This is a genomic window from Streptomyces sp. NPDC096012, assembly GCF_040426375.1.
Taxonomy (GTDB): Bacteria; Actinomycetota; Actinomycetes; order Streptomycetales; family Streptomycetaceae; genus Streptomyces.
In genome coordinates this window covers 1-18,380 of record NZ_JBEOTD010000045.1, presented here as the reverse complement: position 1 = coordinate 18,380, position 18,380 = coordinate 1, and the positions used below count along the sequence as shown (strand labels likewise).

Genomic DNA, 18,380 nt, shown 5'->3' with positions numbered 1-18,380 from the left:
ACACAACCGGACAGCTGTCCGCATGAAGGAAACCGTAACGGACAACTGTCCGGTTATCAAGGGCAGGGTTCGGCCACGGAACCCGAGGAGGACGAGTGCCGAAGAAGGACGCACCCCTGCGCTCCGACGCGCAGCGCAACCGCGAGCGCATCCTGCAGGTGGCACTCGTCGAGCTGACGCACTGCGCCGGCGCACCGCTGAGCGTGATCGCCAGGAAGGCCGGGGTCGGGCAGGGCACGTTCTACCGCAACTTCCCCAACCGCGAGGCCCTCGTCCTGGAGGTCTACCGCCACGAGATGCAGCAGGTCGCCGACAGCGCCGCCCAGCTGCTCGCGACCCTTGATCCCGAACGGGCGCTGCGGGCCTGGATGGACCGGCTCGCCGAGTTCGCCCTGGCCAAGGCCGGCCTGGCCGACGCGATCCGCCAGGTCACCGGCACGCCCGGGAGCCCGGCGAAGCCCGCCCACACGCCGGTGTCCTCCGCGGCGGAACTGCTGCTGCGCGCCAACGAGCAGGCCGGCACCATCCGCCCCGGAGTCACCGCGGACGACTTTCTCCTGGCCATCGCCGGTCTGTGGCAGCTCGCCCCGCACGAGGACTGGCAGCCACGCGCCACCCGGCTCCTCGATCTGGTCATGGACGGCCTGCGCACGGGGGCGCCGGGCCGTTGAGCGCCGCGGCGCCGAGGGCGCTGGACGGCCTGCGCACGGGGCGCCGGGTCGTTGAGCGCCGCGGCGCCGCAGGCGGTCGCGGGTACCGGGGAACGCCCAGCGGGAGGGTGACAGAGGAACGCCGCTGCTCCGGTTGTCCGCATACGGGGTGCGCGCCGGGAGCAGGGTCCGGATGGCCTGCTCCTCCCGGCTGCGGCGAGCGCGCTCTCAGGGGCTTCGCCCCGGGCCCGCTCCCTCCACGGCGGCCATGATCATGCATCTGGGGCGGCGCCGCCCCACCGGCGGTAACCTGCTCGTGAAGGGCAGCCATGGCCGATCAGGTACACATCCGGCTCCTCGGCGGGTTCACCGTTGCGGTCGACGACCGCCCGGTCGCCGCCGGGCTGTGGCGCCTGCGCAAGGCCCGCAGTCTGCTGAAGCTGCTCTGTCTGGCGCCCGGGCACCGGATGCACCGTGAGCGGCTCTACGACCTGCTGTGGCCGGGCCTCGACGGGACGGCCGCGGCCAACAACCTGCACCAGGTGCTGCACGCGGTGCGCCGGGCGCTGGCCGCCACGGGGGCGACGGGTGACGTGGTCGTGCTCCGCGACGACATGGTGCTGCTCGGCCCCGACGGTGGCGTACGCATCGACCTCGACGACTTCGACGAGGCGGCCCGGCGGGCCGCGGCCGGCGGGAGCGCCGACCACCGTGCCGCGCTCGCCGTGGCCGGTACGGGGCTGCTGCCCGAGGACCGGTACGAGGCGTGGGCGAGCGCGGCGGCCGAAGCGATGGAGACGCGGTGCAGGACCCTGCGGCTCGGGCTTGCCGAGGCGTTGGAGCGGGAGCAGCGCGCGGCCGAGGCCCTCGAGGTGCTGCGGGCCCTCATCGCCGAGGATCCGCTGCACGAGCCCGGGCGGCGGGCTCTGATGCGGGTCCTGGCCGACGCCGGACGACGCCGGGAGGCACTGGCCGCCTACGAAGAGCTGCGGGACGCGCTCCACCGGGACACGGGGACCGACCCGGACCCGCAGACGCGCCGCCTCTACCGCGAGCTGCTGACCGACTCGGTCGAGACGCGGACGCCGCAGGCCGGGCCGACACCCTCCGCCCCGGCCGAGCGGCGCGCGACAGCGGCCCCCGCCTCACCACCCGCCTCGGCGAGGACGCGCGAACCACCGGCTCAGACCCCGCAAGCCGCCTCGCGCACGACGCAGGAACCAGCGGCTCCACCCTCGCGCCCCGCCTCCTCCGAGCAGCGCCCCCCAGCAGCCCCCACCTCACACCCCGCCCCGCCCGGGCACCACGAACCAACAGCCCCCACCTCACACCCCGCCCCGCCCGGGCACCACGAACCAACAGCCCCCACCTCACACCCCGCCCCGGCCGAGCCGCGCCACCCGGCGGCCCGGGCCTTGCGGCAGCGGCGCGAACCGTCGGCCCGGACCTCGTGGCACCGGTCGGCCGAGTCGGGTGGATCGCGCTCCCCGGTCTCCCGGCACCGGCTGCCCGCGCCGGCCACGGAACTGATCGGCAGGGAGCGCGAGATGGCCGAGGTGGAGGAGATGCTCGGCCGGAGCGGACTGCTCACGCTCACCGGGGCCGGCGGCTGTGGCAAGACCCGGCTCGCGCTCGCCGTGGCAGCCCGCCGGGGCGGCGGCTTCCGGGACGGGGCGTGGTTCGTGGACCTGGCCGGGCTGGCGGAGCCGGACCTCCTGAGCGAGGCGGTCGCCACGGCCCTGGGGCTGCGCCTTCCGCCGTACGGCGGGGGCCTGGACGCGCTGGTCGCCCAGCTCGACGGCCGGCAGCTGCTGCTCGTGCTGGACAACTGCGAGCACCTGATCGACGCCTGCGCCGCCCTGGCCTCCGCGGTCATCGCCCACTGCCCGGACGTCTTCGTCCTCGCCACCAGCCGGGAGGCGCTGCGCAGTTACGGCGAGCGCACCTTCCGGGTGCCCTCCCTCAGTCTGGCCGACCCGCACCGGCTGCCGTCGGTCGAGGAGCTGGGCCTCTTCGCCTCCGTGCGGCTGTTCGTGGAGCGGGCCGCCGACGCGGCTCCCGGTTTCCGGCTCACCGCCGCGAACGCGACCGCGGTGGCGCAGATCTGCTTCCGGCTCGACGGCATGCCGCTGGCCCTGGAACTCGCGGCCGCCCGGGTGCGCGTACTGGCCCCCCGCCAGATCGCCGAACGCCTCGACGACGCCCTGGCCCTGCTCGGCCGGGGCAGCCGGCGCGGCGCGACCCGGCAGGAGACGCTGCTGGCCACGCTGGAGTGGAGCCACCGGTTGCTCGACGTCGAGGAGCAGCGGCTGTTCCGCCGGCTCGCGGTCTTCGCGGGAGGTTTCTCCCTCGCCGCGGCCGAGGAGGTGTGCGCGGAAGGGGCGCGGGACGACTCGGTTCTGGACGTGCTCGGCCGGCTGGCCGACAAGTCCCTGGTGTCGGTGGAGCCCCGGCAGGACGAGGTCCGCTACCGGCTGCCGGAGACGATCCGGCAGTACGCGGCGGACCGCCTGCGCGCCGCCGGGGAAGCGGCGTCCGTCGAGGCACGGCACCGGCGTTTCTACCTGGCACTCGCCGAGGCCCGCGACCGCGAGCCGCCCACCGGCGTCTCGGGGGCGACATCGCTGGAACTGGAGGCCGACTACGGCAATCTCCGGGCCGCCCTGCGCTCCCTGCTGCGCCACGAACCGGACCGCGCGCTGCGGCTGGCCGTGGCCCTGCGGTCGTTCTGGCCCGAGCGGGGCCACCTCGCCGAGGGACGGCGGTGCCTGGACGACGCCCTGGCCGCCGCGCCGCAGCCCTCCCCCGAGCGGGCACGGGCGCTGATGGGGCGGGCCGTGCTGGCGATCCGTCTCGGCGACGGCTCTCCGCTGGAGGGCATCGCCGAGCAGATCATCGGGATCCACCGGGAGCGGAACGACCCGGCGGCGCTGGCCTACGCCCACTGCCAGCAGGCGGTCCTGCTCTGGATGCGGGGTGCGTGGGACCGCGCGCGCACCGCCCTCGATCTGGCCCGCGCCCTGGCCGCCGCGGCCGGCGAGCCGGCGGTCCTCGCCGTCGTGGCGCATCTCGAGGGTGTGTGGGCCGTCTGCCGCGGCGAGGGGCCGGTGGCCCGGGAGGCCTGCCGGGAGAGTCTGCGGCTGCTGGACGGCGTCGGTACGGGCGGCGGCCCGTTCTTCCCGGTCATGACGCCGGGGTACACGCTGCGGGACGACGGCGCGGGGCCCGTGTCCCTGTTCTTCGAGGAGACGGTGCTCGCCGGACGCACGGTCGGCCCGTCCCGGGCGCGCGGCTACGCGCTCGCCACGCTCGCCTGGGCCGACCGCCTCGACGGCGACACGGCCGCCGCCGCGGAGGCGGCCCTGGGCAGTGTGGACCGCTTCCGCGCGCTCGACGACCCGCACGGCGAGTCCCTGGCCCTGAACGCTCTCGGCAACATCCACCGCAGCCGCGGCGACCACGATACGGCGCGCAAGTACCTGGACACGGCGCTGTCGATCAGGCACCGGCTCGGCGACCGCAGGGAGGAGGGCATCACCCTGGGCTGTCTGGGCCTGCTCCACCTGGCCCGTGGCGACACGGAGAGCGCGGAGGCGACCCTCGCCCGTGTCCTCGCGGGCTTCGAGGAGACCGACGACATTCCCGGCGTCACCAACAGCCTGCTCCACCTCGGGCTCGTCGCCCGGGCCACCGGCGACTCGGCGCGGGCGCGGGCCCTGCTGGCCCGGGCCGAGCGTCTGGTGGAGGTCGCGGGTTCAACGTGTGCCGCCGGCTGGGTCGCCCTCATGCTGGCGCAGTTGCGCCACGAGGCGGGCGAGGTCTCGTCCGCGAGGGCGACGGCGGCCCGGGCCGCCGTCCTCTTCGCCCGCCTCGGCGACACCCGCGCCCCGGCCGCACTGCGACGCGCGGTCCCCACCGCAGCCACCAACCCCACCGAAGCCGACGAGCCCACCGCATCCACCGCACCCACCGGAACCGACGAGGGCGCCACACTCCCCGGAACCACCGGAGCCGACGAGCCCACCGCACCCAACGCACCCAACACACCCACCGGAACCGACGAGAGCGCCGCACCCACCCGATCCGAGGAAGGCGCCGCACCCACCGCACCCACCAGAACCGGCGAAGGCGCCGTACCTGCCGGAGCCGGCAAGCCCACCACCCCCGCCGCACCTCCCAAGTCGGTCGAGCCCGCGCAGCCCGTCGAGGCCGCGAAGCCCGTCGAGCCCCCGCAGTCCGTCGACCCCGTCGGCAAAGCCGCTGCTGAGTGAGTGCTAAGCGGCGCCTCCTAGCGTCCCGGGTGTCGGCACAAGCACACACACCAAGGAGCCGATGATGTCGATCGACACGGCAAAGGGTGTCCTGGGGGACGCCACCGTCGCCGAACTGGAGGCCGGCCTGCGCGGCAGTGTCGTCCGCCCCGGCGACCCCGACTACGAGTCGGCCCGCGCGGTGTGGAACGCCGCGCACGACAAACACCCGGCGCTGGTCGTGCGGTGCGCCGGGACCGCGGACGTCGTCCGTGCCGTCGAGTTCGCCCGCAGCCAGGACCTGCTCGTGGCGGTGCGCGGCGGCGCTCACAGCATCGCCGGATTCTCCACGTGCGACGACGGGATCGTCATCGACCTGTCGTCCATGAAGGGCGCGGTCGTCGATCCCGTACGGCGCCGGGTGGTCGCCCAGGCCGGTATGACCTGGGGGGACCTGGACCACGAGACGCAGGCCTTCGGCCTCGCCGTGACCGGTGGTCTGATCTCCACCACCGGGATCTCCGGGTTCACGCTCGGCGGCGGGGTGGGCTGGCTGCTGCGCCGCCACGGCCTGGCCTCCGACAACCTGACGGCCGCCGAGGTCGTCACCGCGGACGGCCGCGTGGTGCGCGCGGATGCGCACGAACACCCCGAACTCTTCTGGGCCCTGCGGGGCGGCGGTGGCAACTTCGGGGTCGTGACCTCGCTCGAGTACCGGCTGCACCCGGTCGGGCCGCAGGTGCTCGGCGGGCTGATCGTCTACCCCCTGGAGCAGGCCCGGCAGGTGGTCACGGGCTGGCGCGAGCTGATCGCGGACGCCCCCGACGACCTGACGACCGTGGTCAACCTGACGACGGCGCCTCCCCTGCCGTTCCTGCCCGAGGAGGTCCACGGCACCCGCGTCGCGGTGGTGCTCGGCATGTACGCCGGTGACCTCGCGGCCGGCGAGCTGGCCGTCGCGCCGCTGCGGACGCTGGGCACGCCCATCGCCGACCTCATGGGACCCGTGCCGTACACAGGGATGCAGTCACTGGTCGACCCGCTGTGGACGGCCGGTGCGCACAACTACTTCACGTCCGCGTTCATCGAGCCGTCCGACGCCGCGCTCGACGCCGTGCTGCGCCGGCACCTGACGACACCCACGCCCTTCAGCGAGGTGCACCTGCACCAACTCGGAGGAGCCTTCGCCCGGGTGCCGGCGCAGGCCACGGCCTTCAGCCAGCGGGACGCGAGCGTGCTGTGCAACGTGGTCGCGCGCTCCCCCGACGCGGCGGATTTCGGCGCGCACGTCGGCTGGGCCCGTGACACCCGTGAGGAGATCGCCCGGCACGGGCGTGGAACCATGTACGTCAACTTCACCGGCGACGCCGCCGAGGACAAGGTGCGCGCCTCGTACCCCGGCCCGGTGCACGATCGCCTCGTCGGGGTCAAGGACGCCTACGACCCGACCAACCTGTTCCGCCTGAACCAGAACATCCGCCCCTCGGGCACGGTCTGACCGGGGCGGGCGTCCGGTCGTGTCCACGGCCGCGGCGGGCCGGGCGACGTCAGAGAGCCAGCTCGTCGAAGAGCACGGACACGTCGGGTACCGCGGTGCCGTCCAGTGCCTGCTCGGCCCAGATGACCTTGCCCCGCGGCATGTAGCGGGTGCCCCAGCTCTCCGCGAACTGGGAGACGAGGAAGAGGCCGCGGCCGCCTTCGTCGGTGGTGGCCGCGTACCGCAGCCGCGGTGAGGTGTTGCTGCCGTCCGACACCTCGCACACCAGGGTGCGGCCCAGCAGGATCCGGACGCGTACGGGCGGGGCGCCGTAGCGGATCGCGTTGGTGAGTAGCTCGCTGAGGATCAGTTCCGTGGTGAACGCCTGCTCCACCAGGCCCCAGTCGGTCAGTCGCCGGCTCACTTCGCTGCGGGCGCGCGACACCGCCGCCACGTCGAACGGCACGTCCCAGACGGCCACGTGGGACGGATCCAGGAGCCGCGTGCGGGCCACCAGCAGCACCGCGTCGTCGTCGGGGTGTTCGGGCAGCATCGTCTCGATGAGGGCGCGACAGGTCTCCTCCGGTGCCGGGCCGGCCCGGGCGACGGTGGCGCGCAGCAGCTCAAGGCCCTCGTCGACGTCCCGTTCGTGGTTCTCGATCAGCCCGTCGGTGAACAGGACGAGGCGACTGCCCTCCGCGAGTTCCAGCTCACCGGCCTCGAAGGGAGGGCCGCCCACCCCCAGGGGCGGGGACAGCGGCAGGTCGGGAAAGGTCACCCGGCCCTGCGGGTCGACCACGGCGGGTGCGATGTGCCCTGCGCGGGAGAAGCAGCACTGCCCGCTCACCGGGTCGTAGACGGCGTACAGGCAGGTCGCTCCGGTGAGCGGTGCCTGGTCGTCGGCGTCCGGCCCGCTCTGGCTGTCCAGCCGGGACACCATCTCGTCGAGGTGTCCGAGCAGTTCCTCCGGGGCCAGGTCCAGTGAGGAGAAGTTCAGTACGGCGGTGCGCAGCCGGCCCATGGTCACCGCCGCCTGCAGGCCGTGCCCCACGATGTCGCCGACCACCAGGGCGACCCGGAAGCCGGGCAGGGGGATGACGTCGAACCAGTCGCCGCCGACGCCCGACTGCGCCGGGAGGTAGCGCGAGGCGATCTCCAGGGCGTCCTGTTCGGGCAGGCCCCGGGGCAGCAGGCTGCGCTGCAGGGTCACCGCCATCGCGTGTTCGCGGGAGTACCGGCGGGCGTTGTCGATGGCGACGGCGGCCCGGGCCACCAGTTCCTCGGCCACCGCGACGTCCCCTTCCTCGAAGCGTGGGGAGTCCGCGGCCCGCCAGAAGTTGACCATGCCGAGGATCACCCCGCGGGCCCGCAGCGGCACCGTGATCAGCGAACGGATGCCGAAGTCCAGCGCCCGGCCCGCTCCCTCGGGGTCCTGCACCCGCCAGTCCTGGGCGGTGTGCAGGTCCGGGACCAGGACGGCCGTGCCGCCGCGCAGCGCCTCCGTCATCGGTGTGTCGGCCTCGACGAACCGGATCAGCTCGCCCACCGGCTGCAGGGTGTGCCCGTCGAGCGACGCGCGCAGCGCGGTGCGCCGCATCTGGTGCACGGCGCCGGTGGGCTCCTCGGAGCGCAGGACGGACTCCAGGAGTTCCACGGTGACGATGTCGGCCATGCGCGGGACCGCCACCTCGGCGAGTTCCTCGGCCGTGCGCCGTACGTCGAGCGTGGTGCCGATCCGCGTGCCGGCCTCGTACAGGAACGACAGCCGGCCCCGCGCCAGCTCGGCCTGGCCGGTGAGGGCTCTCAGCTCCGTGGTGTCCCGGAAGGTGGCGACCAGGCCCTGGGCGCGGCCGTGGGGCGCGATGGGCCGCGTGCTCACCGCCAGCAGCCGCGCCCCCGCCGGGACCACCACGTCGGTCGCGGGCTCGGCCGACAGCAGCAGACGCGTCGCCTCGGATCCCAGTCCCAGTTCGGTCACCCGCCGCTGGTCGGCATTGTCGGGCAGGCCCAGCAGCCGGCGTGCCTCGTCGTTGGCGAGCACGACCCGGCCGTCACCGTCGGTGATCAGCACACCCTCGCGCACCGCGTGCAGGACGGCGTCGTGGTGCTCGTACATCCGCGTCATCTCGGCCGGCCCGAGCCCGTGGGTCTGCCGCAGCAGCCGGCGGCTGACGAGGGCCGTGCCGCCGGTCGCCACCAGGAGCGCACCGGCCGCCGCTCCGAGCAGCATGGGCAGCTGCTGGTTGAACACGTTGGCCAGATTGGCGTACCGGATCCCGGCGCTGACCATGCCGACCACGCGCCCGCCGGCGTCCCGAACGGGCACGACCGCCCGCACCGCGTCGCCCGGGCTGCCGTGGAACGTCTCCGTGAAGGCGTGGCCCGCCGCGGCCCGGCCGACGCCCTGGGCCTTCGTCCCGATCAGGGCGGGGTCGGGGTCGGCGACCCGGACCCCGTGGACGTCCAGGACGCTGATGAAGTCGACCTGGGAGGCCTTCGCGGCGTCCCGCACGTCCGTCTGGAGCCGGGCCGTGGGATTGGGTGACTGCAGGGCGGGTGCCGTGCCGGGGCCGTGGGCGAACGTCTCGGCGACGGCCAGCGACCGTTCTGTGGCGTTGCGCTCGCCGTCGTAGCGGCCCTGGACGACGAGGGCGGCGGCCGCCACGGCGACCAGCACGAGCACGATGAGGGCTTGCAGCAGGAAGACCTGTGCGGCGAGCGTGCGGACGCTCAGGGACGGCGAAAGGCGGCGCCCGTGTGACGGCCGGGGCCTTGGCCCACGGGACGGACCGGATGACCGCGGTGTGCCGGGTGGCGGCGCCGCTCTCGCCCATGGTCGGCGGGAACGTCCGCTCATGTCACTTTTGTAGCATTGGGTCCGCTTGCCCGGCGACCGGTGTGCCGCCGCGCCGCCGTCGACCAGGTCTTACGGACTCCTGACGTTCCGCGCGCGTGCGCGTGGCCGGGTCGCGGCCCGTTCTAGCGTGGCCCGTATGCGCGTACTGGTCACCGGCGGTGCCGGGTTCATCGGGTCCCACGTCGTCGAAGCACTCCGGGAAGGCGGGCACGAGCCGCTGGTGTACGACGTCAGGGAGGATCCGCGCGCGGACGTGCGCGACGCGGAAGCGGTCGCCGGGGCGCTGGCCGGGGTGGACGCCGTCTGCCACCAGGCGGCCATGGTGGGGCTCGGCGACGGTGTCGCGGACGCGGCGGAGTACGTCTCCCGCAACGACCTGGGCACGGCCGTGCTGCTGGCCGCCATGGCCGAGGCGGGGGTGCGGCGCCTCGTGCTGGCGGGTTCGATGGTCGTGTACGGCGAGGGCAGGTACGAGTGCCCCCGGCACGGTGTCGTGCGGCCCGGGCCGCGGGCCGTGGCCGACCTCGACCAGGGATCGTTCGAGCCGCGGTGCCCGCGGTGCGGTCGGGACCTCGTCCCCGGTCTGGTCGGCGAGGACGCCCCCACCGATCCCCGGAACGTGTACGCGGCCACCAAGCTGGCACAGGAGCACCTGGCCGCCGCCTGGGCCCGCTGTACGGGCGGGTCGGCGCTGTCCCTGCGCTACCACAACGTGTACGGGCCCCGGATGCCGCGCGACACCCCCTACGCCGGGGTCGCCTCCTTCTTCCGCTCGGCGCTCGCCCGCGGCGAGTCGCCCAGGGTGTTCGAGGACGGGCGGCAGCGGCGCGACTTCGTGCACGTGCGGGACGTGGCCGCGGCGAACGTGGTGGCACTGGAGGCGCGGGCCGCGCCCGGCGCCCTCACGGCGTACAACACCGGCAGTGGTGAGCCGCGGACCGTCGGCGAGATGGCGCGGGCGCTGGCCGCCGCGTCCGAGGGGCCGCAGCCCGTGGTCACCGGGGAGTACCGGCTGGGCGACGTGCGGCACATCACGGCGGACTCGGCGCGGCTGCGGAGCGAACTGGGCTGGCGGCCGCGGGTCGGTTTCGCGGCGGGCATGCGGGAGTTCGCGCGGGCCGGCCTCAGGGAGGAGTGACCTCGGACGGCCGGACTGCGCGCGGAGTGACCCCGGGCGGCCCGGACTGGGCGCGGAGTGAGTCGGAGAGCTGCCGGACTGCGTGAGGGGCGAGTCAGGGAGCGGCCGGACTGTCTGAGGAGTGAGTCGGAGAGCTGCCGGACTGTGTGAGGGGTGCGTCGGAGAGCTGCCGGACTGTCTGGGGAGTGCGTCAGGGAGCGGCCGGGAGGGTCACCTCGAAGCGGCAGCCGCCGGGAATGTTGCGGACGCTCGTCCGGCCCCGGTGGGCCTCCACGATGCCCCGGACGATGGCGAGGCCCAGGCCCGCTCCGGCCGGCGGTGTGCGGGCGTCGGTGCCGCGCCAGCCGGTGTCGAAGACCCTCGGCAGGTCCTCCTCGGGAATGCCGCCGCAGCCGTCGGTGACGGACAGCAGCACACCCTCGTGGGTGCGCTCGGCGGCGATCGCCACCGTGCCGTCGGGCGGTGTCCGGCGGATGGCGTTGACCAGAAGGTTGCCGAGCACCCGGCTCATCTCCTTGCCGTCCACCTGCACCGGCAGCGGCTCGACGCGGTCGCCGACCAGCCGCACCCCGTGTTCCCGGGCGAGCGGGTCGGCGCCCGCCAGCGCGTCGCCGACCAGGTCGTACAGCGAGATGCGGGTGGGGCTCAGCGGGAGGGTGCCGGCGTGGATGCGGGAGAGTTCGAACAGGTCGCCGACCATGTCGTTGAGCCGTTCCACCTCGGTGCGCATCTGCTTCAGGTAGCGGTCGGGGTCGGCGGCCACGCCGTCCTCCAGCGCCTCCGACATGGCCCGCAGGCCGGCCAGCGGGGTGCGCAGGTCGTGCGAGATCCAGGCGACCAGCTCGCGCCGGGAGGCCTCCAACGCCCGCTCGCGCTCACGGGATTCGGCGAGCCTGGCGCTGGTCGCCGCCAGCTGCCGGCTGAGCGCGGCCAGTTCGGCGGTGGCCGGGGCGGCGGGTGCGGCGAACTCGCCGCCGTCGCCGAAGCGGCGCGCCGCTTCGGCGAGTTCGCGGCTGCGGGCGACGACCCACCGGCCGAGCAGCAGGGCGGTGGCCAGCGAGACGGCGGCCGCCATCGCGACGACGGTGGTGACCACGGTCAGGTCGTGCGGGGACAGGAACATCGCCCAGGCGACGGCGAGCGTGCCGGTGAGCATGGCGACGACGCCGACCGCCGCGACCACGGTGAGCGAGGCGGTGAGCGAGCGGCGCCGGATCAGGCGCAGCACACCGGCTCCGGCGAGGCCGGTGACCGCGGCGCCGGCGAAGGCGTACAGGGCGATGAGCAGGGTGTCGCGCATGGTCAGTGCACCGCCTCGGCGGGCTCGAACCGGTAGCCGACGCCCCACACCGTCTGGATCAGGCGGGGCCGGGCCGGGTCGTCCTCGACCTTGCCGCGCAGCCGGCGCACGTGGACGGTGACGGTCGACAGGTCGCCGAAGTCCCAGCCCCACACCTCCCGCATCAGGTCCTCGCGGCTGTAGGCCCGGCCCGGATGCCGCAGGAAGAAGGCGAGCAGGTCGAACTCCCTGAGCGTGAGGGCGAGTTCGCTGCCGCCCTTGGTGGCCCTGCGGCCCTCGACGTCGACGGACAGTCCCGCCGCGGCCAGCCTGGGCCCGGCGGTGACCGGGCGGCTGCGGCGCAGCACGGACTCCACCCGCAGGACGAGTTCGCGGGGGCTGAAGGGCTTGGTGACGTAGTCGTCGGCGCCGACCTCCAGGCCCAGGATGCGGTCGTCCTCGTCGCCGCGGGCGGTGAGCATGACGACCGGTACCGGGCCGTCGACCCGCAACCGCCGGCACACCTCCAGACCGTCCATGCCGGGCAGCATCAGGTCCAGCACCACGAGGTCGGGGCGGTGGGCGGCGGCGCGGGCGAGGGCCGTCGGCCCGTCGTCGGCCCGGTCGACCACGTATCCGGCGCGGTGCAGGTACCCGGTGACGACCTCGGCGACGGTCGGGTCGTCGTCGACCACCAGGACACGGGCCGCCTCGTCGGTGGCTGCGCTCCCTTGGAACGCGTACGGCGATTGCATGTCCCCAGCCTCGCACCGCGCGCCCGCGGGCGTCGGGGCGGCCGGTACGGCGTCCGCGTTTCGTAAGGAGCGCTCGACCGGTATGTCCGATTCTGCTTCGTAGGGTGAAGTCGTGACGACCACTTCTTCGGAGATCGACGTGGTGCTCCCCTGCCTGAACGAGGCCGAGGCCCTCCCCTGGGTGCTCGCCCGGATTCCGGCCGGGTGGCGCGCCATCGTCGTCGACAACGGCTCCAGCGACGGCTCCGCCGAGGCCGCCCGCGCTCTCGGCGCGACGGTGGTGCACGAGCCGCGGCGCGGCTTCGGCGCCGCCTGCCACGCCGGACTGACCGCGGCGACCGGCGACGTCGTGTGCTTCTGCGACTGCGACGCCTCCCTGGACCCCTCGCTGCTCATCCCCTTCGTGTCCGAGGTCCGGCGCGGCGAGGCCGACCTGGTGCTCGGCCGGCGGCGCCCGCGGGGCCGGGGTGCCTGGCCGGCGCACGCCCGGGCCGGCAACGCGGTGCTCGCGCGCATGCTGAGCCGCCGGACGGGGCTGCGCCTGCACGACCTCGGGCCGCTGCGTGCCGCCCGCCGCGAGGCACTGCTCGCACTGGACCTGACCGACCGGCGCAGCGGCTACCCGCTGCAGATGGTGGTGCGCGCGGCCGACGCCGGCTGGCGGGTCACCGAGCACGACGTGCCGTACCTGCCGCGCACCGGGGCCTCGAAGGTCACGGGCACCTGGCGGGGCACCTGGCAGGCGGTGCGGGACATGAGCCGGGTCCTGGCCGAGGCACCGGCCGCCGGGGCTCCGGCCGACCGGAGGACCGTACGGTGACCACACTCCTCGTCATCGCCAAGGAACCGCGTCCCGGACGGGTCAAGACCCGGCTCACCCCGCCGTTCAGCCCGCAGGAGGCGGCGGCACTGGCCCAGGCGGCTCTCACCGACACCCTGCACGCCGTGGCGGCCGCGCCCGCGACCCGGCGCGTCCTCGTCCTCGACGGCGCTCCGGGAGCGTGGCTGCCGCCCGGCTTCGAGGTGCTGCCGCAGTGCGCGGGCGGCCTGGACGAGCGGCTGGCGGACGCCTTCGCGCACTGCCGCGGCCCGGCCCTGCTGATCGGCATGGACACCCCGCAGGTCACGCCGGAACTGCTCACCGTCGACTTCAGTGGCGGCGACGCGTTCCTCGGCCCGGCGGAGGACGGCGGGTTCTGGGCCCTGGGGCTCGCCGAGGCCGACCCGGTACTGCTGCGGGGGGTTCCCATGTCGACGCCCGGGACGGGGGCCGCGCAGCGGGCGCGCCTGATCGCCGCCGGGCTGCGGGTACGGGAACTGCCGCGGCTGCGCGACGTCGACGTGGCCGCGGACGCCCGTGCCGTGGCCGCCCTCGCGCCGCACAGCCGCTTCGCCGCGTGCCTGGCGCGCTGTACGCCGGTCGCCGGGCGATGAGCAGCCCGCCCACCGCCCGCATCGCCTGGGCGGCCGCCGACCCCTACGCGACCGCGCTGCGCAGCGGCCGGGGCCCGCTGTTCCTGCGCCGTGCCGACGGCTGGCTGCTGCCGCTGGAGGTGGAGCGCTGGTGCGCCCGGGCCGACGCGATCGACAGGGAGGTCCTGGACCGCTGCGAGGGCGCCGTCCTCGACGTCGGCTGCGGGCCGGGCCGGCTGGTGGCGGAACTCGCCGCCCGGGGCCGTACCGTGCTCGGCATCGACGTCAGCGACGCCGCCGTGGAGCACACCGCGCGACGCCTGGGCTCCGCCCTGTTCGAGCCGGTCCGGCAGGGTGAGGGCGGGGACGGGCAGGCGCTGCGCCCCTCGGTCTTCGAACCGCTGCCCGGCGAGGGACGCTTCGAGCCGGTCCGGCAGGGCGGGGACGGGCAGGCGCTGCGCCGCTCGGTCTTCGAACCGCTGCCGGGCGAGGGCTGCTGGGACACCGTGCTGCTCATGGACGGGAACATCGGCATCGGCGGGGATCCGGCGGCGCTGCTGGAGCGGGTGACCGGGCTGCTGCGCCCGGGCGGTCTGCTGATCGCCGAGACCGTGCGGGGTGACGTCGACGAGCGCGCCCGGGTCCAGGTCGTGGACGTCGTCGACGCCCCGCGTGGCACCGGTGTTCCCTTTCTCTGGGCGCGCCTGGGCACCGCGGCCCTGCTGCGGTACGCGAGCAGGGCCGGGCTGCGGGCCGTGGCTCAGTGGGAGACCGGCGACCGGTGCTTCGCCGCCCTGCGCGCCCGCAGCGCCCGCAGCGCGAGCAGGAGCGCCGAGCCGCCGAAGAGTACGGCGGTGATCAGCAGCCAGCGGGCGAGGAAACCGTCCGGGGGCAACGTCGTGGCCGACCGGTAACGCTCGCTCACCATGCCGCTGATGAGCGGGAACCAGACGAGCAGCAGCAGCCCGGACAGCGCGGCCGGCACCCGTACGTACATCGTCCGGCCGCGCCGCCCGGCCGCGCCGAGCCCGCGCGCGACCGTTCGGTCCGCCACCGTGTAGAGCGGCACCAGGACGAGATCGTGCAGCAGCGCGGCGCCCACGATCCACAGCGCCACGCCGAACCGGTCACCGGCGAGCAGCCGTACACCGGCGTACACGGCGAGCGCGAAGGAGCAGGCGAGCAGCAGCAGTTGCAGCGGGCTGCCCAGAGGCGGAAGACGGCGCGGCATCACAGGTCTCCGAACGTCAGACGCGACACCCACTTGGTGTTCAGCACACCGGGTGCGGCGGGCACGATGATCCGCGCCGGGTAGCCGTGGTCGGGGGACAGCTCCTCGCCGCCCACCTGCAGGGCGAGCAGGGAGCGCGGGTCGGCCACCTGGTTGGCGCGCAGGGCCGCGCGGCGGAAGGCGCCGTGCCGTTGCAGCGACTCCACGAACACGTCCGGCGGATCGACGTCGTGGCCGACGAGCGCCGCGAGGTCGCGCAGCCGTACCCCGCGCCACCACTGGTCGGCGGTCGACCAGCCCTCCACGCAGGCGATGGGCAACGACGAGCTGTGCTGGGGCAGTCGGAGCAGTTCGGCGCGGGTGAGCCGGACGGTGCCGGTGCGGCCGGTGACGACGAGCCGCCAGGAGTCCTCGTGCGTGTCGGCCGCGGTGATCCCGGCGTACCCGGCCGTCTTGTTGATCTGGAAGCCGTTCGGGCCGCCGCCGGGATCGGCCGCGCCGTGCGGCGCGAGCAGGGCGGTGCGGCGGAACGGGCCGCCCAGGCTCTGTCCGGCCGTGGTCAGCGACAGCAGCAGCGAGCCGCCGCCGACCAGCCCCAGCGCGCCGCGCCGGGAGACGGTCGGCGGCTGCGGGCGGGGCGAGACCAGATCGTCGCCGGGCACCGTGTCCGTCCGGCGGCGGGCGTCGCGCACGTTCCGTACGGCGGCGGGTGCCTTCAGCACGGCGTGGGCCGCGAACGCGGCGAAGAACACCCATGCCCCGTAGAAGTGCAGCGGGTAGAACGACCCGGGGAAGACGTAGTCCAGCTGGACGTTGAGCACACCGGTCGTGAACTCGAACAGTCCGCCTCCGACCAGCAGCAACAGCGAGATCCGCTCCAGCGCGTGGGCGACCGAGCGGGCCGGCGGCAGTGTGAACAGCCTCGGCACCACCGACCACAGCTTGGCCAGCAGGACCGGTATCAGGGTGACGCCGAGCGTGACGTGCACCCCCTGGGTGAGCCGGTACAGCCATACCGGGCGGGTCGGCCAGGCGAAGAGGTAGAAACCGAGGACACCCTTGTCCGGGGTCTTGTCGTTCACCGGGGACAGGCCGGGGTTGTAGGCGGCGTACGACACCAGACCGGTCACGAACAGCACGGTGACGCCGGCGAGCAGGACGAGGCCGAGCACCGAGGTGAACCACGCTCCGCGCAGGGGGCTGCGCCAGAAGCCGGGAGAGGTGGGGAGACGGGGATGGTCGCGCATGTCCCGACCGTAGGGCGGAAGAGGGCCGGTCATGGGCCCGCGACCCATGACGAAACTCTGACGTCCGGCCCGGGTGGTGCCCCGCCGCCGCTGCCCCGGCCTAGCGTTCGGGCGTGACCCGCTTCCTCCGCCGCGACCTGTACGCCGCCGCTGCCGCCGCCCTGCTCGTGACGGCGGCCGTCCTGACCGGCCGCCACATCCAGGACACCCGCCACACGTTGTTCGTGCACTGGCCGCCGGTCCTGGCCGAGTGGGATCCGCACGTCGGCCCCGGGACTCCGGCGGCCCTGGCCGTGGCGGCGGCCACCGTGGCGTACGGCCCCGCAGTGGCCGCCCGCCTTCGCTGGCGGACCATGCTCGCGGGCGCCTGGGCGGCCGCCCTGGCGTGGATCCTGTCGCTGGCGCTCGTCGACGGCTGGCAGCAGGGCATCGCGTCCAAGCTGACCGGCCACAACGAGTACCTGCGCGTCATCGGACGCTTCCACGACATCCCCGCCGCGCTGCGCGACTTCACCCACCACATCGTCAGCGGCACGCCCGAGCCCTGGCCCGCCCATGTCGCCGGGCACCCCCCGCTGGCCACCGTGACGTTCGTCCTGCTCGACCGGGTGGGACTGCGGGGCGGCGGCTGGGCCGGGATGTGGTGCATCACGGTCGGTGCGACGGGGTGTGTGGCCGTGCTGGTCGCGATCCGCGCGCTGGCCGGGGAGACGCTCGCACGACGGGCCGCGCCCTTCCTGGTGCTCGCGCCGGCGGCGGTGTGGATGGGAGCGTCCGCCGACGCCTACTTCGCGGCCGTCGCGGCGTGGGCCGTGGGCCTGCTGGCCCTCGCCGTCACCGGCCGCTCCCCGGCGTGGGCGGCCGTCTCCGGGCTGCTGTTCGGGCTGACCTGCTACCTGTCCTACGGCCTGACGCTCTTCGCGCTGATCGGCGCCGCTGTGCTCGTGCTCGGCCGGCAGGGGGTACGGGACCGTCCCGCGGTGCTGCCCGCACTGCTCGCCGGACTGGCCGTGATCCCCGTCGTGCTCACCCTCGTCGGGTTCGACTGGTGGGAGGCCTACCGTCTGCTGATCACCCGCTACTACCAGGGCGTGGGCGGCATCCGCCCCTACGCCTACTGGGTGTGGGCCAACCTCGCCTGCACCGTGCTCATCACCGGCCTCGCGACGGCCGCGGGCCTGCGGCGGACGGCGGCGGAACTGCTGCGCCGCCGGGACGCCGACGCCGGCCGCGAGGAGACCGCAGAGGGGAACGGGAGCACCAGGGGGACGCGAGAGACGACCGTCGAGGGAACCGACAGGGCCACGCGCGCGCGGGCCGGCGAGGCGAACGGCGAGCGGGCCGGCGAGGCGAACGGCGAGCGGACCCACAAGGCGACCGGTGAGGCGGCGGCGCGCTTCCGGCTGGCGGTCCTCGTGGCGGCCGCGCTGCTCGCGCTGCTCGCCGCCGACCTGTCCGGGATGAGCAAGGCGGAGACGGAGCGCATCTGGCTCCCGTTCGCCCTGTGGCTGCTGCCGGCCTGTGCGTTCCTGCCCCGTCCCCGTGTCTGGCTCGCCGCGCAGGCGGTGCTCGCGCTGCTGCTCAACCATCTGCTGCTCACCGGCTGGTGAGCGCGGGCCGCCGTTGCTCCACTCGGGTTCATCTGTCATGCCGTAGGGGGTACGCCGGTCCTTCAAGGATGCGGGCCCACCCCCGGCGAAGCCAGGCTGGCGCCTTACGCACGACGTGAATCGCGAGCCTCGGGAGACCCCTACTTGTGAGCATCCTCAACGAACCCCACGGTGCGACGCCGGCCGAGGACTCGTACGAGAACGAGCTGCCGGTCCGGCGCAAGCAGCCCGGCAACATCGTGGTGAAGTGGCTGTCGACCACCGATCACAAGACGATCGGAACGCTCTACTTGGTCACCTCGTTCGCGTTCTTCCTGATCGGCGGTGTGATGGCGCTGCTGATGCGCGCCGAGCTGGCCCGGCCGGGCCTGCAGATCGTGTCGAACGAGCAGTTCAACCAGGCGTTCACGATGCACGGCACGATCATGCTGCTGATGTTCGCGACGCCGCTGTTCGCCGGCTTCACGAACTGG

13 protein-coding genes are annotated in these 18,380 nt (G+C 74.5%); 9 read left to right on the top strand and 4 right to left on the bottom strand.

Translation table 11 applies throughout. From position 1 onward, the window contains the following. Window positions 1–95 precede the first annotated feature (95 nt). From ABVB68_RS31415 to ABVB68_RS31405, 3 genes are all read left to right on the top strand, one after another. Complete coding sequence (locus ABVB68_RS31415) at window positions 96–671, top strand: TetR/AcrR family transcriptional regulator (protein ID WP_353604571.1); 576 nt, start codon at window positions 96–98, stop codon at window positions 669–671. A 308-nt stretch (window positions 672–979) separates the two neighbouring features. Continuing rightward, a complete protein-coding gene (locus ABVB68_RS31410) occupies window positions 980–4,921 on the top strand; it encodes an AfsR/SARP family transcriptional regulator (protein WP_353604570.1) in 3,942 nt (1,313 codons plus the stop codon). 61 nt (window positions 4,922–4,982) lie between these two features. Beyond that, entirely contained in the window at window positions 4,983–6,398 is a 1,416-nt protein-coding gene (locus ABVB68_RS31405) for an FAD-binding oxidoreductase (RefSeq protein ID WP_353604569.1), read from the top strand. A 49-nt stretch (window positions 6,399–6,447) separates the two neighbouring features. On the opposite strand, the gene ABVB68_RS31400 is transcribed toward ABVB68_RS31405, so the two are convergent. Then, window positions 6,448–9,234: a SpoIIE family protein phosphatase gene (locus ABVB68_RS31400; protein WP_503006398.1), complete on the bottom strand. Its 2,787-nt coding sequence runs from the start codon at window positions 9,232–9,234 to the stop codon at window positions 6,448–6,450. Window positions 9,235–9,370: 136 nt separating this feature from the next. Here ABVB68_RS31400 and ABVB68_RS31395 point away from each other — a divergent pair, with 136 nt between their 5' ends. After that, entirely contained in the window at window positions 9,371–10,372 is a 1,002-nt protein-coding gene (locus ABVB68_RS31395) for an NAD-dependent epimerase/dehydratase family protein (RefSeq protein WP_353604568.1), read from the top strand. A gap of 190 nt (window positions 10,373–10,562) precedes the next feature. On the opposite strand, the gene ABVB68_RS31390 is transcribed toward ABVB68_RS31395, so the two are convergent. After that, a complete protein-coding gene (locus ABVB68_RS31390) occupies window positions 10,563–11,672 on the bottom strand; it encodes a sensor histidine kinase (protein ID WP_353604567.1) in 1,110 nt (369 codons plus the stop codon). 2 nt (window positions 11,673–11,674) lie between these two features. Beyond that, window positions 11,675–12,406 (bottom strand): response regulator transcription factor, encoded by a 732-nt coding sequence (locus tag ABVB68_RS31385; RefSeq protein WP_353604566.1) that lies wholly within the window; start codon window positions 12,404–12,406, stop codon window positions 11,675–11,677. A gap of 112 nt (window positions 12,407–12,518) precedes the next feature. Between ABVB68_RS31385 and ABVB68_RS31380 the strand changes: the two genes are divergently transcribed. The 3 genes from ABVB68_RS31380 to ABVB68_RS31370 are packed head-to-tail and all read left to right on the top strand — an operon-like array spanning window position 12,519 to window position 14,733. Beyond that, window positions 12,519–13,226 (top strand): glycosyltransferase family 2 protein, encoded by a 708-nt coding sequence (locus ABVB68_RS31380; RefSeq protein ID WP_353604565.1) that lies wholly within the window; start codon window positions 12,519–12,521, stop codon window positions 13,224–13,226. Continuing rightward, window positions 13,223–13,840 (top strand): TIGR04282 family arsenosugar biosynthesis glycosyltransferase, encoded by a 618-nt coding sequence (locus tag ABVB68_RS31375; RefSeq protein WP_353604564.1) that lies wholly within the window; start codon window positions 13,223–13,225, stop codon window positions 13,838–13,840. The genes ABVB68_RS31380 and ABVB68_RS31375 overlap by 4 nt, the downstream gene beginning before the upstream one ends. Further along, window positions 13,837–14,733 (top strand): class I SAM-dependent methyltransferase, encoded by an 897-nt coding sequence (locus ABVB68_RS31370; protein ID WP_353604563.1) that lies wholly within the window; start codon window positions 13,837–13,839, stop codon window positions 14,731–14,733. The genes ABVB68_RS31375 and ABVB68_RS31370 overlap by 4 nt, the downstream gene beginning before the upstream one ends. Window positions 14,734–15,049: 316 nt before the next feature. Here the strand turns inward: ABVB68_RS31370 and ABVB68_RS31365 are convergent, their stop codons facing one another. Further along, window positions 15,050–16,297 (bottom strand): molybdopterin-dependent oxidoreductase, encoded by a 1,248-nt coding sequence (locus tag ABVB68_RS31365; protein ID WP_353604562.1) that lies wholly within the window; start codon window positions 16,295–16,297, stop codon window positions 15,050–15,052. Between the two features lie 113 nt (window positions 16,298–16,410). Here ABVB68_RS31365 and ABVB68_RS31360 point away from each other — a divergent pair, with 113 nt between their 5' ends. Together ABVB68_RS31360 and ABVB68_RS31355 are read left to right on the top strand one after the other, a co-directional pair. Then, window positions 16,411–17,907: a hypothetical protein gene (locus ABVB68_RS31360; protein ID WP_353604561.1), complete on the top strand. Its 1,497-nt coding sequence runs from the start codon at window positions 16,411–16,413 to the stop codon at window positions 17,905–17,907. 146 nt (window positions 17,908–18,053) lie between these two features. Then, window positions 18,054–18,380 (top strand): cbb3-type cytochrome c oxidase subunit I (locus ABVB68_RS31355; RefSeq protein ID WP_353604560.1); only part of this gene is annotated, 327 nt, incomplete at its 3' end.